The sequence below is a fragment of the Aliiglaciecola sp. SL4 genome, assembly GCF_041538045.1.
In the GTDB taxonomy this organism is placed as follows: Bacteria; Pseudomonadota; Gammaproteobacteria; order Enterobacterales; family Alteromonadaceae; genus Aliiglaciecola.
Genome location: NZ_JBGOSE010000005.1, coordinates 133,768 through 151,503 on the forward strand (window position 1 = coordinate 133,768; position 17,736 = coordinate 151,503).

Genomic DNA, 17,736 nt, shown 5'->3' on the forward strand with positions numbered 1-17,736 from the left:
CTAGTTAAAGGGCTTAGATCACGCTAAAGGCTTCAAATCCGCTAAAGGATTTACTGGCCAAGGTGGTGTAATCAACTTTTCTAACACCTCAGATGGTACGGTTCTTACGGAGTCATATTGCCAGCGGGGAGACTTGTCTTTATCGATAAGCAAGGCTCTTACTCCTTCAACAAACTCTGGATTACGGACTGTATTGGTGACTAACATCAGTTCGTACTGAAAAACTTCGGCTAAAGACATATGCTTAGTGCTGCTTAAGGTTTGATTGATGCTACAAGCACTGATGGGTGAACCATGTTTTAAAGCGGCGGCTGCTGCGCTCATCCAAGGATCTTCTGAAGGCTGCTGAATGATGGCATCGACAATGTCATAAAAACTGTTTTGATCCGTTAACTGTTGAATACTGTCATAGTGGGCAGGGATGTTGCCGGTAGGTTTGGCGGCTATGCTTTGTTGTTCAAAGTTGCGCAGCACAGCCGTGATTTGGCCGCTGTGCTCAGAGTTATCTCCTTGCCAGTCAATTGCTTCTATACTGGCTAATACTTCAGCCATTTTGGCGTTTTCGATAAACCTGTCGGCCATACCGATATAAATACAGTCAGCAGCATTGGTTTTTGCCGCGGTTAACCCTAAAAATAATCCAATGCGACCTGGCATGCGATTCAAAAACCAACTGCCACCGACGTCAGGGAAGAGTCCAATGGTAATCTCAGGCATGGCAATGCGTGTGCGTTCGGTCACAACTCTATGACTGCAACCAGCCATCAAACCTAGACCGCCACCCATTACAATACCGTGTCCCCAGCAAATGATTGGCTTGTTGAAAGTATGTAACAAATAGTCTAGGCGGTACTCATGTTCAAAAAATGTTTCAGCGTACTCGCAGGGTCCACCGGGTTGCTCGATGGCTGAATGATAGAGTTGCTGTACATCGCCTCCAGCACAAAATGCTTTTGGGCCTGCACCGTGCAAAAAGACACAGCTAATTTCATCGTCTTGTTGCCATTTCAATAGCTGAGCATAGAGTAAATCAACCATTTCTAAGGTAAGTGAATTTAAGGTTTTTTCAGTGTTTAGGGTGGCGATGGCAATTTTTCTATTCGCTTTGGATGCCCGTTCTTCAAATAGTACAGCCGCATTAGTCATTTACACTTTCTTCCATTTGGGAATTAGGGTTGTTACATCAAGCCGACATACCCTTGCGAGTAACGGCTTAGCTGATCCTAAAAGGTTATAAAATTTACTACCATGATACTAGCAGCCTATGCCTTTTTAGCTAATTGTTTATCTTGTTATTAATATGGATTATATTGCGTTTCAGCTTCAAGTTGAAAGCACTAGCTAAGCCTTGGGCCCATGTAACTCCTTAAGGATTAATATGAGTAAACCATCTAATTGGCCTTTGAGTCGCGACAGTGAACGCATGGTGTCACCGGTTGTCATTCGTCAACAATTACAACAACACCCACTAACTCAAGATTGTTACCCGCTAGCGGTGGGACGCTATGAAAAGGCCCTTTTCCATGAAATGTCACGAAACCGCCATGACGATAACATCTTAATTTACTGTTTTTCTGGGAAAGGCTTTTTACGAACTAATCACTGGAGCGGTGAAGTACAAAGTGGAGAGTTAGTATTATTGCCTAAAGGCGTTAGTCATCGATATTGGGCCAATGCCGATGATCCTTGGTCGATTTATTGGTGTCACTTCTCCGGCCATCAAGCCCAAGAATATGTGTTTAATATGGACTATAAAAAGACCTATCCGATCTTAAAAATAGGTCAATCTCCGTTGCTGATGGCACAATTTAGTTCGGTTTTAGCCGAGTCTAGCACCGGATATAATATTCCGGCCATGGTGTATGCAGCCAATATGCTTAAACAACTACTTGCCTATATCGGTAAGTTGGCTCAGCAAGTTAACACCACTGAAAGACAGCAATTTAATTTGGATATTCTACAGGCCTATATGCTACAGAACCTAAATAAGTCCATTGATCTAGATGCGTTGGCGATGCAAGTGAATTTGTCCAAGTTTCATTTTAGTAAAAAATATAAAGAGGCCACCGGTTTCTCTCCGGTACAACATTTTTTAAAAATGAAAGTGGAATACGCCAGTTATTTGTTAGAAACCAGCGAATTAGCGATTCAGGGTATCGCTTCTCGGGTGGGGTATGATGATAGTTTGTATTTTTCGCGACTATTTAGAAAACATACGGGCTTATCACCATCTGATTATCGCAAACAAAAGCATACCTAAATGGCAGATGCTTTTGGCTGTAATTGTTTAGGTTCGTATGGGAACCACTGCAGTGGTTAACTTTGATAGGCAACTAAGTTTACCTTGGTCGTTCTCCAAACGAATTTCCCAAATTTGGGAGCGTGAACCTAAGTGTATGGGTCTAACTGTGGCGGTGACTAAACCCGAAGAAACAGAGCGGATGTGACTGGCACTGACTTCTTGTCCAAATACTTGAAACTTATTTATATCGACGCAGTAATAACCTGCGATACTTCCTAAGGTTTCGGCAAGGACCACATTGGCGCCGCCGTGGACTACGCCAAATGGTTGAAAGGTGCGTTCATCGGCGGGCATAGTGCCACGGATAAAGTCGTCGCCTACCTCGGTAACCTGTAAACCGAGGGAAATATTAATCTGACCTTTGGCGAGCATTTGATTTAAATCCCCAACCTTTGGTTTTGCAAACCAGATACTCATCGCCTTACCTCAATTGTCATAGCAGTACCTAAATTCCATCATACTCAGCAAGTGGTGGTCAAATTAGTGTCATTTATGACAAACTATTAAGTCCTTTAACTAATTGAATTTATTCAACTTATCAATCTTGATATAAACGCATTATGCTGGAGAAATCCAGCGGCCCATTGCCTTTCGATTTATGCATGGCATACAAGGATTTTGCTTGAGCTCCCATAGGTGCGGGCGAGCCACTTTGATGACTAATATCCATGGCTAAGCCTAAATCTTTGTACATCAGGTCAACTTGAAATCCACCTTGATAGTCGTTCGATGAAGGTACGCCCTCCATTACGTGTGGATAAGGATTGTATTTTTGTAATACCCAATTGTTACCTGAGCTTTGCAACATTATTTGTGACAAGACCGCAGGATCCAAACCGTTTTTCACGCCCATATTAAGGGCTTCAGCGGTTCCTGCCATTAACACCGACAACAGCATGTTGTTACAACATTTTGCTATTTGACCTGCACCACTAGGGCCAGCATGGAAGATGTTTTGCCCCATGCTTTGTAAAATTGACTTCGCCTGAATAAATTGTGCATCTGTTGCACCCACCATAAATGCTAAGGTGCCAGCCACTGCACCGGCCACACCACCGGATACCGGAGCGTCAACAAAGTTTAATCCACGGTTATCGGCAATGGCACAGACCCGTTTCGCTGTTGCTGCATCAATTGTTGATGAATCAATGATTAGCGCTTCTTTTTTCACGACCTCAAATAGCGGTTTTTCAGCGCTGACGTAAAGATCTTCCACATGTTTGCCAGAAGGCAACATAGAGATAACTACGTCTGCATCTGACGCTGCATCGGCCGCGCTCTTTGCGGCTAAGCCTCCTTGTGAAACCAGTTGCTTAATTGCATCCGCAAACAAATCGAATACCTTTACCGTGTGACCTGCTTTAACCACGTTGATGGCCATAGGCCCACCCATATTACCGAGACCGATAAAACCGATAACTGCCATGATCTTGTCCTTTATTTACAATAATTGAATAAACAAACGTTAAATAGCCAAATAGTGAACATCACTTCAGCTCAATGGTGGTGTTCACACCGGTATCAATATCATCTTCGAACCAGCGAGCGGTGATGGTTTTGGTTTCAGTATAAAATTTGACCGCTTGTTTGCCATAAGCGTGTTGATCACCGTAGAACGATTTTCGCCAGCCAGTAAAAGAGAACATGGGTAAAGGCACTGGAACTGGCACATTGATACCCACTTGTCCCACTTTAATTTCATGTTGGTACTTACGAGCAACTGCGCCCGAAGATGTATAAATGGAAGTACCGTTGCCATAGGGGTTTTCATTAATTAGGTTAATGGCCTGTTCCAAGGAATCCACTTCCAACACGATTAATACTGGGCCAAATATCTCTTGCTGATAAATTGACATGTCGCGAGTAACATCGGTGAATAGAGTGGGCCCTACCCAGTTTCCATCAGGGTAACCGGCTACTTCAAAGTTACTGCCATCGAGTAGGCAGGTAGCACCGGCATCCTTGCCTTCTTGAATAAGGTTTAACACCCGTTGCTTCGCTTGAGGATTAATCAGTGGGCCATAACCTGCTTCTGGATCATCCCAAACACCGGGTTTAACCTTTGCCAATGCGTCACGCATTTCAGCAACCCAATGTTTAGTTTCACCCACTAACACGACTACTGAAATAGCCATGCAGCGTTGTCCTGCTGCGCCAACAGAAGCACCAGCTATGGCATTAATAACTTGGTTTTTTGAAGCGTCAGGCATAACCACCATATGATTTTTCGCCCCAGCAAAGGCTTGTACACGTTTTAGGTGATCAGTTCCGGTGCGATAAATATGTTCACCTACGGCAACAGAGCCCACAAAGGATATGGCGGGGGTATCTTTGTGAGTTAACAGTTGATTCACTACCTCTTTGCCACCGTGCACTATTTGCAATAAACCATCGGGTGCGCCAGCTTCTTTAAACAGTGCAGCTAGTCGCATTGGCGTAAGGGGATCTTGCTCAGAAGGTTTTAATACAAAGGTATTTCCGCAGGCAATCGCCATGGGAAACATCCATAAAGGGATCATGGCTGGAAAGTTAAAGGGCGTAATGCCAACACAAACACCTAGTGGCTGGGTAATGCTGTAACAATCAATCTTGTTAGCAACGTTCTCAAGGATTTCACCCATGCTCAAAGATGCAATGTTGCAGGCATGTTCTACCACTTCAATTCCACGCCACACATCGCCTTTGGCATCTGCAAAGGTTTTACCGGTTTCTTGCGCGAGTAAACGAGCAAGTTCGTCATGATGTTCTTTTAACAGGGCTTGATAACGCAGCATTAATCGTGCTCTGTCACCAACTGGGACATCTTTCCAGATCTCAAACGCCGCTTTCGCTGCGGAGATTGCATCTTCCACTTCTTGGGATGTGGCTAAGGGCACTTGTGCGATCACTTGTTGATCCGCTGGATTGGTAACGGCCAACCATTGCTGGGTTTTACTTGGAATTAACTCACCGTTTATCAACAGTGGGACTTCTTGCGTTTGTTCAGACATAGGTGTTCTCAAGTATCAGTTCAATTAATTAAAGATTAGCATAGCTAAACAAACTAGGAGATTGATAATCTTGCGAACATAATGGACTAAATTGCGGTTTTGTGTGTGGGCGTTAGAATGCTAAAAAATCATCAGTGATGCGAAAATACAGTGATATTGATTTTGCTTGTGAAACAAGGTTACTTCAGCCTACCAAAAGGCTCAAGTCAAACCCAAGGTCAGTCGATGTAGACATCTTAGTTTCTTAGCGACCTCATTTTCAACGGGGGAAATAGGCAAGTTGGCCTTAATGGATCTAGACTATCTTGTTATCGCCGAAGAGCTATGTCGTGCAATTCCCACATACAAGCAAACAGAAAATAATGGCAACCTTGTTCGAGATTTTGGACTTGGTTGCCACTTAGTTTCTGTTCTTAACCCTTACGGACAATCTACTAAGCCTGTTTCCGCCTTACCATTAACATAGCTGCGCCACCTGAGAGTAACAACCAAAGAACGCTTGGTGCAGGGATGGCATTGACATCTACCGTTTCGGTAATTGGCGTTTGGGTAATTAAAATGGTGCTCATATCCGGTGTTTCGAACCTTAGCCCAATTGTGAAGCCTGGTGCATAGGGGTCAAGGGCTAGATCTGGATCGATGCCGCGTAAACTAAAGCCCTCGACAACACTGGAAAAATCAAAGGAGTCGCCGGAAAACAGATCTGCTAACAGATTCCCAGAAAGGTCGAACAACTGATAAGTGGCGTTAGCAAATAAGCTAAAATCGGGCAAATCGATTCCTAATAATCCCGCACCATCAAAACTGTAATCATAGCCTGTTGCAACTTCCGGATCGATCCAGACGGTCGAGCCACCTAAATCTTCCACCTCGTCACTGTCCAACAAAAATTTATGGGCAAAGTCGGTGCCATACACCCCAGTATAATTAATAGCTGCGGGCTTGAGGCTATTTTCGGCTGAGTTACCTAGCAGTGATTGAGCGGTCAATAAACTGTAAGCTAGGCTTGATGGTGGCGCTTGACCACCGTGGGGGGCACTATATAAGGTGCTGCCGCGGGATTCTCCGGTAAGCTCATAGGTGAAGCCTTCTTGTAAAGTGATCTCAAAGCTATCAGTACCTGTTATTTCTGTGGAACCAAAACGGGATGGGGTGGAATACAAACGCACAAATTCACCGTTATCCCCATACCCATCAATCTGAAGACCGACATAGTTGCGACCCGCAAAAGTATTGCCAGAAATTGCTACGTTGATGCGGGCTTTGGTTGCTTCTGTCACGCTAAATTGATTGTATACAGATGCATTTAATGCGACCAGAGGGCTGCGGCCCTCCGCTGCATTTACAGATGCTATATCGGATGCATAACTGAAACCGTCGCTATTACCGCTTTGAACAATTGTTGCTTCATAGGAGCCAACGTTGCTGCCGAAGGAGTCTTCATAACGGATGTACGAATCGGCTGCAACCTGACGAGCATTTTGTGAACTTGTGTAATAGCCAAGTACAGCCCCTGCGTGTGATACATCGCCAATTTTTAGATGTAGGTCATCAATGTTCTTGTTTAAATTCTCTAAAGTAACGACCACAGTGGAGTCGTAATCCGTTGTTACTATTGGGCCGGCAAATATCGGTGTGGTCATTATCAATGCCATCAAACCGGTTAAGCATTGCCTACGGCAATGTGCCAATCTAGATTTATATTGCTGAAATTTTTGTTTATTCATGATCGCTATTCCTTGTTAATCACCCTTGTAAATTACCTTGTTGTCATGTCATTTGCCTAAATGCCATATGCACTGTCATGTGTCATGATGGCTGACACCTGTTGGTTTTTTCAACAGTTTTTGTGCAAAAATAATTAATTATATGAATCAAAAAGAAACTTTTAATGGGAATAATAGGTGTTTTAATGGCTCATTATTAACAATAAACAGGTGAGATTGCTGAAATATCGCTCAAGAAAAGGCGCACTAACAAAGACAAATTATCGATTTGTGCAGCTCAGCGGTCAGTGATGGTTTTGGTGGCGAGAGTGCTATATATCTGAGTAACTTAAATGACACATTTTTAGGGGAACGAAGTTGCAGTTGCTGGCAGTATATTTAGACAGTCTTTGTTAGCCCAGATAGGAAAACTTATGTCCCGCCCTAATATACTGTGATGATTTTAGGGCAAGGGACAAAGCAGCGCCAAATTGCTCAAGGTTTAACTTAATTGACTTAGGATACTCAGCAGTTTTTCGGATGCCTCTACTGATGGAACATGGCCTACATGCTCAAGTTCAATCACCTCATCTTTGCCCATCAGTTGTGCCAAAGTTCGTACCAGCTCTGGAGGGGTTGCTACATCATCTGTACCAGCAATAAAGGTTTGCGGGATAGCTAGTGAATGAAGTGTTTCACTGTGATCTCGTTGGCCGAGCCATTCGCATAATAACCCGTAAGAGCGATCATCTGTGGCAGCTAGATTTTGTTGCCATTTTTCCAAGAGGTTTGCATCCAGCTCAGTGGAGTGAGGACTAAACCATCTGGCTACAATATCGGTATTCATTTGAGCTAAGCCCAGTTCTAGCACCGCTTTTTGCCGCTGCGCCCAACCTTCGGCAGTACCAATTTTGGCACCCGTGTTGGTTAAGGTGAGGCTCAGTAAACGAGTAGGGTGGAATATAGCTAGTTGTTGGCCAATAGTGCCGCCAATTGATGTTCCAACATAGTGGAAGGTATCAATATTGAGGCCGTCACACACCTCAAGTAGTTGATTAACTAGGTCAAGCTCGGCAAGCGCAGTTTTCTGTTTAGGTACTGGCTGACTTTGTCCGTGGCCTGGCAAGTCCCATCTGATGACATAAAAGTCCCTTGCCAAGGTGTCTGCAATATCATCCCAGGCATGCAGGTTCATTCCCAGTGGGTGGCCTAACACCATCGCTGGATTGGCAGGAGATCCTAAAACCTCAAAGTGGGTTGAAGAGTCGATATTTTTCATATTGTTACCTACGCCCGTTCTATTAACATTGCAATGCCTTGGCCGACACCAATACACATTGTACATAAAGCATATTTTTGCTGAGTTTGCTGTAACTGGATAGCGGCTGTTTGCACCAAGCGTGCACCAGACATGCCCAGAGGGTGCCCTAGTGCAATCACACCGCCATTGGGATTAATGCGGTCATCATCATCTTGTAATCCGAGTTCGCGAATACAGGCCAAACCTTGGGCTGCAAAAGCTTCATTTAATTCAATTACCCCGATATCCTCAAGTTTAACTTTGCTTCGTGAAAGCAGTTTTTTTACTGCATTCACAGGTCCAATTCCCATATAGGCTGGCTCGACCCCTGCCGTTGCCATACCTATTACACGTGCCACAGGCTGCAAGTCATAGGAATTAACCGCGTGTTCACTGGCGACAATCATCGCAGCTGCACCATCGTTAATGCCTGAAGCATTACCCGCGGTAACACTGCCATTCTCACGAAACGGCGTTTTTAATTTGCCTAAAGCGTCTAAGGTCGTGTCTGGGCGTAAATGCTCATCTTCTAATATTTGTACAGCATCGCCACGTCTAGGTTGGTAAACAATAGGCGTGATTTCTTTGGCAAACCGGCCTTCAAGCCTAGCACGTTGGGCTTTTTGCTGAGATGCGTAAGCAAACACATCTTGGTCATGACGAGAGATTTTATAACGTTCAGCCACGTTTTCCGCAGTTTGCGGCATGGTTTCTGTGCCATAAAGACGGTCGAGTTGTGGATTCACAAACCGCCATCCCATGGTGGTATCTTCCATCTTCTGAGCCCGATCGTATGGATTGCTAGCCTTTCCCATCACGAAGGGAGCGCGGGACATGGATTCTACGCCGCCAGCCAGATAAATATCGGCTTGGTTGCTGGCAATGGATCTAAATGCTGTCCCTATGGCATCCATACCCGAACCACATAAGCGGTTAACGGTGGCTGCGGGCACGTCAACGGGTAAACCCGCCAGTAGGGTAGACATGCGAGCCACGTTACGGTTGTCTTCTCCGGCTTGATTCGCACAACCAAAAATAGCGTCGTCGATGCAGGCGGTATCAAGCTTAGGTGTGTCAGCTATCACCGCTTTAATCACTTGCGCTAGCATGTCGTCGGGTCTAACTTTTGCCAAAGCGCCACCGTAACGGCCTATGGCTGAGCGTTTTGGAGAACAAATAAATGCCGACATTAGACTTCTCCTTGGGCTGAGTGAGCACGAGCGGTTTTATCTTTTAGTTTGCGTAACACATCCAATTCTTGTTCGTTAGGTGACGGGGTGGTTGTGAGTTCACGGGAAAATTTAATCGGCCAACCAGTAGCCCCTATAACTTGTTCTTCGGTTACACCAGGATGCAGGCTTACAACCACTAATTCTTTTGTATCAGGATCCGGTTTAAGAATACATAAATCAGTGATCACAACAGTGGGGCCTCGACCAATTTGAGGGTGCTGATCCCGTACCTTGCCGTCACGGCCAAAGCCTACAGTAGTAACAAAGTCCACTTGTTCTACAAAGGTACGAGTAGAGTGTTTTACAGTAATAAAAACTTCTTTTGCGTTGGTGGATATTTCAGGGGCACCGCCACCGCCAGGTAATCGCACCTTAGGGTTAGCGTAACTTGTCTTACCTTGTTTTGTGCTTGCGCCATCATTTGCGGCTATCACTGTGGTATTCAAGTTTGCGTATTTATCAATTTGCGCTGTGCCTAAAAATCCCACATCAATATGGCCGCCTTGCAACCAATAGCGAAACATCTCTGGCACAGATACTGTGGTTAACGCCGATTCACATAGCTCACCGTCACCAATGGATAGAGGTAAAATTTCCGGTTTAGTTTGGATTGTGCCTGATTCATAAATTAGGGTAATGTCTGGCGCATGGGTCATGCGTGCCACGTTGGCCGCTTCACTAGGTAAACCTATGCCTACAAAACAGGTCATATTATTAGACAGCGCACGGGCTGCAGTCACTGTCATCATTTCAGCTGGGGTATAATTGGCAGTCATATTAGTTTGCTCCCGTTTGCAGAATTTCGTCTTCTAACCATTGATTGAAACGTGCTCTGTCTCTGCTGATAGCATCCCAATCTAGATAATATTGGTTGTCACGTTGATAGTAGCCATGGGCGTAGGAAGGGTGGGCACCTTTAGGTGCAACCGCAATATGATTGATGGTCCACCCAGGCAAAACGCAAGAATTTGGGCCTGCATTGAGGTCATCTACGATTTCTTCAACGGTTACTATGCTGCATTTTGAGCTTAAAACGACCTCTTTTTGCACTCCCACAATGCCTTCAATTAACACATTGCCTTGGCGATCGGCTTTTTGTGCATGGATAATACCGACGTCAGGTTTTATGGCTGGAACGCAAGCTAGTTCTTCCCCAGTAAATGGACATTTCACAGAAGAGATGGCGTCATTCACATCGGGCAATTCACTACCAATATATCCTCGAAATACCGCCATCGGTAGACCCGCGGCTCCGGCTTCATAGGCATTGGCCATAGCGGCATGGCTATGTTCAACAGACTCTAGGGCATGTGGATAATCATTTTGGAATGCATCTCGTAGACGATGCAATGAGCCTACGCCTGGATTACCACCCCATGAAAAAATCAATTTCTTAGCGCAGCCAGCTCCCACTAATTGGTCATAAATCAAATCCGGCGTCATTCTCACAAGGGTCAGATCGCGCTTTTTCTGACGAATAATCTCGTGCCCAGCGGCGAATGGAATTAGATGGGTAAAGCCTTCTAAAGCAAGGGTATCGCCATCGTTAACAGATTCAGATATTGCTTGTTGGAGTGAATTGAAAATAGCCACTTTTGCCTCTTGTTCGTTATGCAAACATTTATTCAATATGCGAACAATGTAATGTATACTCCTTAAATCGTCAAGTTCTAGCTGTGCACTTGATCATTCAAAACCGGTTAGAATATTGATAAAAAGGGTTTTAATTGTCTGAATTAGATAGAATGTTCTAAGCTCAAAAATTAAATCAACGTGCCTAGTTAGGTGGATGAAGAAAACCTAGCCCATCAAAAACGTGGCGAATAAAGAAAAAGCGATGAATGACGAAAAAATATCAGTAGATAATCGAGATTATGTGGGGGCTTTGGCGTCAGGTCTAGAAGTGTTGAGCGCCTTTGATGTGCAACATAAAAAAATGACCTTGTCAGAAGTCGCACAGATTACCGGTATGGATCGGGCAAAAGCTCGCAGGCTTTTATTAACCCTCCATGCGTTAGGATATATTGCCAAAGATGGCCGTGAGTTTAGGTTAACACCTAAAGTATTGCGTCTTGGTTATGCCTTTAATGCCAGCAATGATCATTTGGATGTGGTGCAGCACTATTTACAATCGGTCACATCAGAGTTGGGAGAGTCGTGCTCGTTGTCCATACTCGATAACGATGAAATCATTTATTTAGTCCGCTCTTCCGCTGCCCATCGATTAATGTCTATTAATATTACCCCAGGCACCAGATTACCGGCAGCTTACACTTCTATGGGAAGAGTGTTACTTGCTCAGTTATCAGCAGCAGAGCAAAAAGACTGGCTAGCCAGAGCACAACTGCAAGAACATACCGACAATAGTATCGTTGATAAAAACCGCTTTATTAACATGCTCAAAGACGTCAAACAACAAGGTTTTTGTGTGGTTGATCAAGAATTAGAATTGGGACTCAGATCGATTGCTGTTCCAGTATTTGATTATAAAGGCAAACTCCTTGGTGCCGCAAACATTAGTACCAATTCCCTTCGGGTGTCTATGCAAAGCTTAATTGATAAGTACCTTCCGGCGTTACAAGACGCGGCAAAATCCATTACTGCCCATGCGAAATAAGCGCTTGTTAGTATAAAACTTTGCACTTATATCACTTGTATAAGTTTGTATAAGTTTGTTTAAGTTAGCTTGAGCGCTCGCTTTTTTGCTTTTCAACCAACTCATCGAGAATGGCGGTGGCGGTTTGCATTATGTCGTTGTAAGGCTCTTTTCGTCTGCTGCAAATTACCGGGCTGGTAATGGTTTTATCTTCCAGTTGAACAAACACAACATCATCTCGAGTTAGACGATTCACCTGCTGGGGTACCAATGCTACGCCCATTTCGGCAGCCACTAACGCCAATGCGGTTTGAATATCGTTTACCTGTTGTGCAATGCGCACGTCTAACCCATTTCGAGCAAATAAATCGATGCAAATGTCTGCAAAATTAGGGCTTTGACCTGCCGGATATAAAATCATTGGCAGTTTTGCCAACTCAGCCATAGTTAAGGTTTTAGCAGCTAAGGGATGTTCCTTGTGCATTGCCACTAACATGGGTTCTTGAAATAGAATGGATTGTTCTATTTCCGGATCATTAATATAAATGCGGCCCAAACCTATATCTATTTTACCGGCCTTTAATGCATCCAATTGGTCGCGAGTTTTGAGTTCATACAAAATCACCTCAGCATTGGTATTTTGCCGCAACCTTCTAACCATAGTGGGAAACTGTCCATAAAAAACCGAAGGCACAAAGCCAATTCCAAATACGGTTTTACCACTTTGAGCAACGCGGCGGGTATCTTCAATGGTGACCGATACCTTAGATAGAATCTGTTTAGCATGTTGCCAAAAGTACTGACCAGCCGGAGTTAAGGTCAACCCTCGGGGATGACGGTCGAACAAGATGACCCCTATTTCTTCCTCTAACTGTTTGATTTGTCTGGTTAAAGGTGGTTGCGCAATAAACAGTTTTTTGGCCGCATTGGTTAAGTTCAACTCTTCTGCAACAGCACAAAAATAACGTAAATGCCTTAACTCCATCATACCTCCAAGGTATTGCTTACGACTAATTCAATATTGGTAACGACACAAAATAGCATTTAAATTAAACAAACTTTAACTGCAAGGTAACATATTTCTAACATGAGCAAGATTACAAGTATCAACACTTTTATTGTGGACATTCCGACAATAAGGCCACATAAATTGTCGATGACGTCGATGTCGGTACAATCTATGGTAATTGTGCGCATTAATGATGATAACGGTCTTGAGGGGATCGGTGAAGGCACTACTATTGGCGGATTAGCCTATGGTCCTGAAAGCCCAGAAAGCATAAAAACTAATATCGACAAGTACATTGCCCCTCTAGTTCTGAACAAACCTATCACTAGCATAAATGCCTTTATGCAAGATCTTAATCAATCTGTTCGCGGAAATTATATTGCAAAATCGGCAGTAGAAACAGCCTTACTCGACTTACGAGGAAAGCAATTAGGCGTACCTGTTTCCGAATTACTCGGCGGAGCTTGCCATCAAAAACTAGATTGCCTTTGGGTGCTGGCTTCCGGTGATACTGAAAAAGATATCGCCGAAGCGCAAAAAATGATTGAACTAAAAAGGCATTGTCATTTTAAGGTGAAAATTGGCGCTAGGGCTGTGGCAGAAGATGTTGCCCACGTCAAAGCAGTAAAACAAGCCCTTGGTCGTGATATCAGTATTCGTGTAGATGTTAATCAAGCATGGAATGAAATTAACGCCGTGAAGGGGATGCAAGCGCTACAAGATGCTGGCATTGAATTGGTAGAACAGCCAACACCAGCAAAAGACTATGCGGCTTTGGTTAGACTTTCTGAGAAATTCAATATCCCAATTCTGGCCGATGAATCAATTGCCGATAAACATGACGCTTATATCTTAGCAAAGCAAGGTTTCGCTGGTTCTGTGGCACTGAAAATAGCCAAAGCAGGTGGGCTAAAAGGCGCACTTGATGTTGCCGTAGTTTGCGCCGCTGCCGGTATTGATGTGTATGGTGGCACCTTATTGGAAGGTTCGATAGGCACTGCCGCAGCATTACACGCATGGTCAACGGTACCTAATATGCAGTTTGGGACGGAGATGTTCGGCCCACTACTACTCAAAGATGATTTTATCAAAACTCCCCTTAAGTACCGCGATTTTGGTGTCGAAATCCCAACTTTGCCAGGTTTAGGGTTAGAGATAGACGAAGACAAATTCACTCAATATGTGCGCAAGTAGCGCGAGGATACAAATATGCTATTTCAAGTAAATATGACCGTAATTCCACCAAAAGATATGCCTAAAGAGCAATTTGATGAAATAAAAGCAACAGAAAAAAAATATGCCGAGCAGCTACAGCAGCAAGGCATTTGGAAGCACCTTTGGCGCGTTGTAGGGCAATATGCCAATGTTAGTATTTTTGACGTAAAAGATAACGCACACCTCCACGAGATTTTGATGGGGCTTCCTTTATATCCCTACATGGAAATGACAGTGACCCCTCTGTGTAGTCACCCATCTTCCATAAATTAATCATAATCAATTAGCGTACTTGGAGATTTTTATGAGCGTTAAAACAATGCAAACAGAAGCAGTACAAGCTCTATTAAAAAAGGCGGCGGGCCTAGATAAAGAAGGCGGCAACCCCCGTTTCAAAACCATAATGCATAGATTTTTATCAGACATTTATCAAATGATAGAAGACTTGGACATTACCCCAGAAGAGTTTTGGCAAGGCGCTAATTACTTAAATGAGTTAGGTACAAACAAAGAAGCGGTATTGTTAGCGCCAGGTCTTGGATTCGACCACTATTTAGATATTCGCGAAGATGCAAAAGATGAGTTAGCTGGTATTGCTGGTGGCACACCACGGACAATCGAAGGGCCACTTTACGTAGAAGGTGCACCTATTATCCAACAAGGCGAAAAAATGGATGATGGTAAAACACCAGGCCAAGAAATGTTGCTACATGGTCGTGTTACCGATGAAGAAGGAAACCCAATCGCCGATGCAATGGTCGATATCTGGCATGCAGATACGAAGGGCGCTTATTCATATTTTGATCCAAGCCAAAGTGAATTTAACTTACGTCGCAGAATTCGTACCGACAAAGATGGGAAGTATGTTGTGCGCTCAATCGTGCCAAGTGGGTACGGATGCCCTCCAGGCGGATCTACCATGAAAGTGCTTGAAAACTTAGGTCGCCACGGCAACAGACCTGCTCACATTCACTACTTTGTATCTAAACCTAACTTTAAACACCTTACCTCGCAAATTAATTTAGCCGGTGATGAATACACCTATGACGACTTCGCTTTCGCCACACGTGACGAACTGGTTGTTGATGCAAATCCGGTTAATAATGCCAAACTTATTAGTGAACATGGTTTTGCCAAAGAATACCTAGATGTTGAATTTAACATCGAACTTGTTAAAACCACTGAAGAATCAATCCAGCAAGCCCATCCTCGTGCCCGAGTATCCTTAGAACAAGCATAAGTTTATTCTTTGGTGATGCAAAAAGTTTACGAAAAGAAGGTTACTAAAGCCTCGGAATGTAAACGCATTGAGCCCATTTGGGCTCTTTTTTTATATTTTTTGTAGATGCTTTAACCTATATGCCTTTTATTAAACGACTAGTTGCTCGTTAATCTCCTCTTCTAACTAATCTGCTTTATTTCACATTGATTGATGCAAAGGAGCGCTCTGTATTTATTGATTTGCGGCTGAGTGCTGTATCGCACAGACTAGCGTCCATTAAAAGGTCAGTTTAGGGAGGAAACAACATAGCAGCCGCCTTGTTGAACAGAGTGTTATTCTTTGGAGCTTCTTTTGACTGCATCCTCAATTATCCCAATCACCAATCATTTGATAGATTGTCTGTCGGAACAACAGCGTTACTGGTTCCAAACCCATAGTACACCGGTCGACTTAGTATTTGGGCAGGTGCTAAATGTAGTTGATAAACCGCCAAAATATGTCTATTTCCCAATCAGTGGATTCATTTCACTATTGACCATTATTTTAGATGAACCACCTTTAGAAATGGGGGTAATAGGCAATGAGGGGATGTTAGGTGCAACCATGGCGTTGCGCAATAATAATGCACCATTGCAAGCTATTGTGCAGGGAACGGGCAGTGCGTTAAGGATTAATGCTGTCATGTTTCGTCAATATCTTAAAAGCTGCCTTCCGTTGCAAAAATTATTGTTTAGATACCTCTACGTGTTAATCCAGCAACTGGCACAAACCGGTGCATGCAATAGTTTTCATGAGGTGCAACAACGTCTAGCCCGCTGGTTGTTGATGACCCAAGACCGTGCCCATAGCGATCATCTTCAGCTCACTCATCAGTTTTTGGCAAGCATGTTAGGTGTGCGTCGCAGTGCTGTTACTATCGCAGCAGGGATCATGCAGGTACCCTAGATAAGCGTAATTTTGGGTTAACCTGCGGTAATACGACTTCCCGTGAGATAGCCCAGATATAGGCAATCATTTCTATGGCGATAGCAGTAACTACTACATTGTAGTGTTTACCTTTGTGCATCAGTCGTTGATATCGACGACACAATCTCAGTTGTGCTTGCCAAGCAATATCGGTGATAGGCTTGGGTAACCCCTCCTGTCGCTTTTGTAATTCTGTAGAAACGTTAGCTGTGTATCTATAGCTGTGAGCGCCTTCAATTAGTAGGCGTCTTGCTCGGCCATTACCACATTTAGTGATGGCACCTAAACGACGTTTTCCACCACTTGAATGTTCACTGGGTACTAATCCCACGTAGCTCATTAGTTTTCTGGGATGGTCAAAGCGATTTAAATCCCCTAATTCGGCTACTACACCGGTGGCAACTAATAATCTAACACCTCGCATGGCTTGTACTGCCTTGACGACAGGATAATATCGCCAGTTTTGCACTTGGTGTGCTAATTCATTATCCAATCGCTCCAACCGTCCAATACGCTCCGTGATAGTTTGAATGCATTCTTGCAAAACGATTTGTTGTGCAGGATGGGGAAGCACTAACTCGGTAAGCCAGCGTATATGTGCTAAAGACCAATTATCTTTGGTTTTACAATTAATATTGTTGCGCAGCAACATCGCTTTTAATTGATATTTTGCGTCCTTTAAATCCTTCATTGCCACTTCACGAGCACGAGATAGATCTCGTACCGCTTCATCTTCTGGCTCTGGTACATAAATGGCAGTGAGATCTTCCGATTTAAGTAATTTAGCTAACATCATAGCGTCGCGTTTATCGGTTTTGACTCTATCGCCAGGTTTCTTTGGAATAAGTGACGGTGCGACCACATAACAACAGTGTCCAAGGCTGGTGAGCAAACGATAAATCCAATATCCGCAAGGACCTGCTTCATACACAAAGTGCAAGGTTGCATCAGGATATTTAGACTCAAGCTGACGAGCTAATTTTTTGATAGCGAGTTTACTGTTTGACTGCCTACCTAAGTGAACGGGTTTAGCGCCACGTTGGTCTTCAATATAAGCAACTTCATTGAATTCTTTATGCGTATCTAAGCCAATAAAAAGTATGCTATGTTTATTCATGCTGATCTCCTTTTTTTAGTTTCTTTGCAGAACTATTATGGCTCTGGTTTTTAACTAACCCACGAATAATTGGAGATCAGC

The 17,736-nt window shown here is 43.8% G+C and carries 17 protein-coding genes; 6 read left to right on the plus strand and 11 right to left on the minus strand.

Going from position 1 to position 17,736, the window contains the following annotated elements:
• Positions 1-18: 18 nt before the first annotated feature.
• Positions 19-1,146 carry an enoyl-CoA hydratase/isomerase family protein gene (locus AB6T38_RS09230; RefSeq protein WP_372547043.1) on the minus strand — a complete coding sequence of 376 codons (1,128 nt, stop codon included), beginning with the start codon at positions 1,144-1,146 and terminating at the stop codon, positions 19-21.
• Positions 1,147-1,378: 232 nt separating this feature from the next.
• On the opposite strand from AB6T38_RS09230, the gene AB6T38_RS09235 reads away from it, so the two are divergent.
• Positions 1,379-2,260, plus strand: a complete 882-nt coding sequence (locus AB6T38_RS09235; RefSeq protein WP_372547044.1) for an AraC family transcriptional regulator — start codon at positions 1,379-1,381, stop codon at positions 2,258-2,260.
• Positions 2,261-2,287: 27 nt separating this feature from the next.
• On the opposite strand, the gene AB6T38_RS09240 is transcribed toward AB6T38_RS09235, so the two are convergent.
• The 8 genes from AB6T38_RS09240 to AB6T38_RS09275 all read right to left on the minus strand — a co-directional run bounded on the left by AB6T38_RS09240 (position 2,288) and on the right by AB6T38_RS09275 (position 11,123).
• The gene (locus tag AB6T38_RS09240) at positions 2,288-2,719 is read right to left on the minus strand and encodes a hotdog fold thioesterase (RefSeq protein WP_372547045.1); all 432 of its coding nucleotides are present in this window, start codon (positions 2,717-2,719) and stop codon (positions 2,288-2,290) included.
• 121 nt (positions 2,720-2,840) lie between these two features.
• On the minus strand, positions 2,841-3,728 hold the full coding sequence (gene mmsB / locus AB6T38_RS09245; protein WP_372547046.1) for a 3-hydroxyisobutyrate dehydrogenase: 888 nt from the start codon (positions 3,726-3,728) through the stop codon (positions 2,841-2,843).
• Between the two features lie 61 nt (positions 3,729-3,789).
• Positions 3,790-5,292, minus strand: coding sequence for a CoA-acylating methylmalonate-semialdehyde dehydrogenase (locus AB6T38_RS09250; RefSeq protein ID WP_372547047.1), 1,503 nt, complete (start codon positions 5,290-5,292; stop codon positions 3,790-3,792).
• A gap of 434 nt (positions 5,293-5,726) precedes the next feature.
• On the minus strand, positions 5,727-7,019 hold the full coding sequence (locus AB6T38_RS09255; RefSeq protein WP_372547048.1) for a PEP-CTERM sorting domain-containing protein: 1,293 nt from the start codon (positions 7,017-7,019) through the stop codon (positions 5,727-5,729).
• A 481-nt stretch (positions 7,020-7,500) separates the two neighbouring features.
• Positions 7,501-8,277, minus strand: a complete 777-nt coding sequence (locus AB6T38_RS09260; protein WP_372547049.1) for an alpha/beta fold hydrolase — start codon at positions 8,275-8,277, stop codon at positions 7,501-7,503.
• Between the two features lie 8 nt (positions 8,278-8,285).
• Positions 8,286-9,488, minus strand: a complete 1,203-nt coding sequence (gene pcaF, locus AB6T38_RS09265) for a 3-oxoadipyl-CoA thiolase (protein WP_372547050.1) — start codon at positions 9,486-9,488, stop codon at positions 8,286-8,288.
• The gene (locus AB6T38_RS09270; protein ID WP_372547051.1) at positions 9,488-10,306 is read right to left on the minus strand and encodes a CoA-transferase subunit beta; all 819 of its coding nucleotides are present in this window, start codon (positions 10,304-10,306) and stop codon (positions 9,488-9,490) included. Before AB6T38_RS09270 ends, pcaF begins: the two co-directional genes overlap by 1 nt.
• A 1-nt stretch (position 10,307) precedes the next feature.
• Complete coding sequence (locus tag AB6T38_RS09275) at positions 10,308-11,123, minus strand: CoA transferase subunit A (RefSeq protein WP_372547052.1); 816 nt, start codon at positions 11,121-11,123, stop codon at positions 10,308-10,310.
• A 244-nt stretch (positions 11,124-11,367) separates the two neighbouring features.
• On the opposite strand from AB6T38_RS09275, the gene AB6T38_RS09280 reads away from it, so the two are divergent.
• Entirely contained in the window at positions 11,368-12,147 is a 780-nt protein-coding gene (locus AB6T38_RS09280) for an IclR family transcriptional regulator C-terminal domain-containing protein (protein ID WP_372547053.1), read from the plus strand.
• A gap of 64 nt (positions 12,148-12,211) precedes the next feature.
• Here AB6T38_RS09280 and AB6T38_RS09285 read toward each other — a convergent pair whose 3' ends face one another.
• Positions 12,212-13,114 carry a LysR family transcriptional regulator gene (locus tag AB6T38_RS09285; protein WP_372547054.1) on the minus strand — a complete coding sequence of 301 codons (903 nt, stop codon included), beginning with the start codon at positions 13,112-13,114 and terminating at the stop codon, positions 12,212-12,214.
• Positions 13,115-13,213: 99 nt separating this feature from the next.
• On the opposite strand from AB6T38_RS09285, the gene AB6T38_RS09290 reads away from it, so the two are divergent.
• The 4 genes from AB6T38_RS09290 (at position 13,214) to AB6T38_RS09305 (ending at position 16,517) form a co-directional block, all read left to right on the plus strand.
• Positions 13,214-14,329, plus strand: a complete 1,116-nt coding sequence (locus AB6T38_RS09290; RefSeq protein WP_372547055.1) for a muconate/chloromuconate family cycloisomerase — start codon at positions 13,214-13,216, stop codon at positions 14,327-14,329.
• Between the two features lie 15 nt (positions 14,330-14,344).
• Positions 14,345-14,623 carry a muconolactone Delta-isomerase gene (gene catC, locus AB6T38_RS09295; protein WP_348493359.1) on the plus strand — a complete coding sequence of 93 codons (279 nt, stop codon included), beginning with the start codon at positions 14,345-14,347 and terminating at the stop codon, positions 14,621-14,623.
• 31 nt (positions 14,624-14,654) lie between these two features.
• A complete protein-coding gene (catA, locus tag AB6T38_RS09300; protein ID WP_372547056.1) occupies positions 14,655-15,590 on the plus strand; it encodes a catechol 1,2-dioxygenase in 936 nt (311 codons plus the stop codon).
• A 333-nt stretch (positions 15,591-15,923) separates the two neighbouring features.
• Entirely contained in the window at positions 15,924-16,517 is a 594-nt protein-coding gene (locus tag AB6T38_RS09305; protein ID WP_372547057.1) for a Crp/Fnr family transcriptional regulator, read from the plus strand.
• On the opposite strand, the gene AB6T38_RS09310 is transcribed toward AB6T38_RS09305, so the two are convergent.
• Positions 16,501-17,655 (minus strand): IS110 family transposase, encoded by a 1,155-nt coding sequence (locus tag AB6T38_RS09310; protein ID WP_372547058.1) that lies wholly within the window; start codon positions 17,653-17,655, stop codon positions 16,501-16,503. The two genes, AB6T38_RS09305 and AB6T38_RS09310, sit on opposite strands and share 17 nt — an antisense overlap.
• Positions 17,656-17,736 lie beyond the last annotated feature (81 nt).

Coding starts and splice junctions, on each gene's coding strand:
- AB6T38_RS09260 (WP_372547049.1), bottom strand. CDS start 8,277: ATGAAAAATATCGACTCTTCAACCCACTTTGAGGTTTTAGGATCTCCT.
- catA (WP_372547056.1), top strand. CDS start 14,655: ATGAGCGTTAAAACAATGCAAACAGAAGCAGTACAAGCTCTATTAAAA.
- AB6T38_RS09310 (WP_372547058.1), bottom strand. CDS start 17,655: ATGAATAAACATAGCATACTTTTTATTGGCTTAGATACGCATAAAGAA.
- AB6T38_RS09280 (WP_372547053.1), top strand. CDS start 11,368: ATGAATGACGAAAAAATATCAGTAGATAATCGAGATTATGTGGGGGCT.
- mmsB (WP_372547046.1), bottom strand. CDS start 3,728: ATGGCAGTTATCGGTTTTATCGGTCTCGGTAATATGGGTGGGCCTATG.
- AB6T38_RS09290 (WP_372547055.1), top strand. CDS start 13,214: ATGAGCAAGATTACAAGTATCAACACTTTTATTGTGGACATTCCGACA.
- AB6T38_RS09255 (WP_372547048.1), bottom strand. CDS start 7,019: ATGAATAAACAAAAATTTCAGCAATATAAATCTAGATTGGCACATTGC.
- catC (WP_348493359.1), top strand. CDS start 14,345: ATGCTATTTCAAGTAAATATGACCGTAATTCCACCAAAAGATATGCCT.
- AB6T38_RS09235 (WP_372547044.1), top strand. CDS start 1,379: ATGAGTAAACCATCTAATTGGCCTTTGAGTCGCGACAGTGAACGCATG.
- AB6T38_RS09250 (WP_372547047.1), bottom strand. CDS start 5,292: ATGTCTGAACAAACGCAAGAAGTCCCACTGTTGATAAACGGTGAGTTA.
- AB6T38_RS09285 (WP_372547054.1), bottom strand. CDS start 13,114: ATGATGGAGTTAAGGCATTTACGTTATTTTTGTGCTGTTGCAGAAGAG.
- pcaF (WP_372547050.1), bottom strand. CDS start 9,488: ATGTCGGCATTTATTTGTTCTCCAAAACGCTCAGCCATAGGCCGTTAC.
- AB6T38_RS09230 (WP_372547043.1), bottom strand. CDS start 1,146: ATGACTAATGCGGCTGTACTATTTGAAGAACGGGCATCCAAAGCGAAT.
- AB6T38_RS09270 (WP_372547051.1), bottom strand. CDS start 10,306: ATGACTGCCAATTATACCCCAGCTGAAATGATGACAGTGACTGCAGCC.
- AB6T38_RS09240 (WP_372547045.1), bottom strand. CDS start 2,719: ATGAGTATCTGGTTTGCAAAACCAAAGGTTGGGGATTTAAATCAAATG.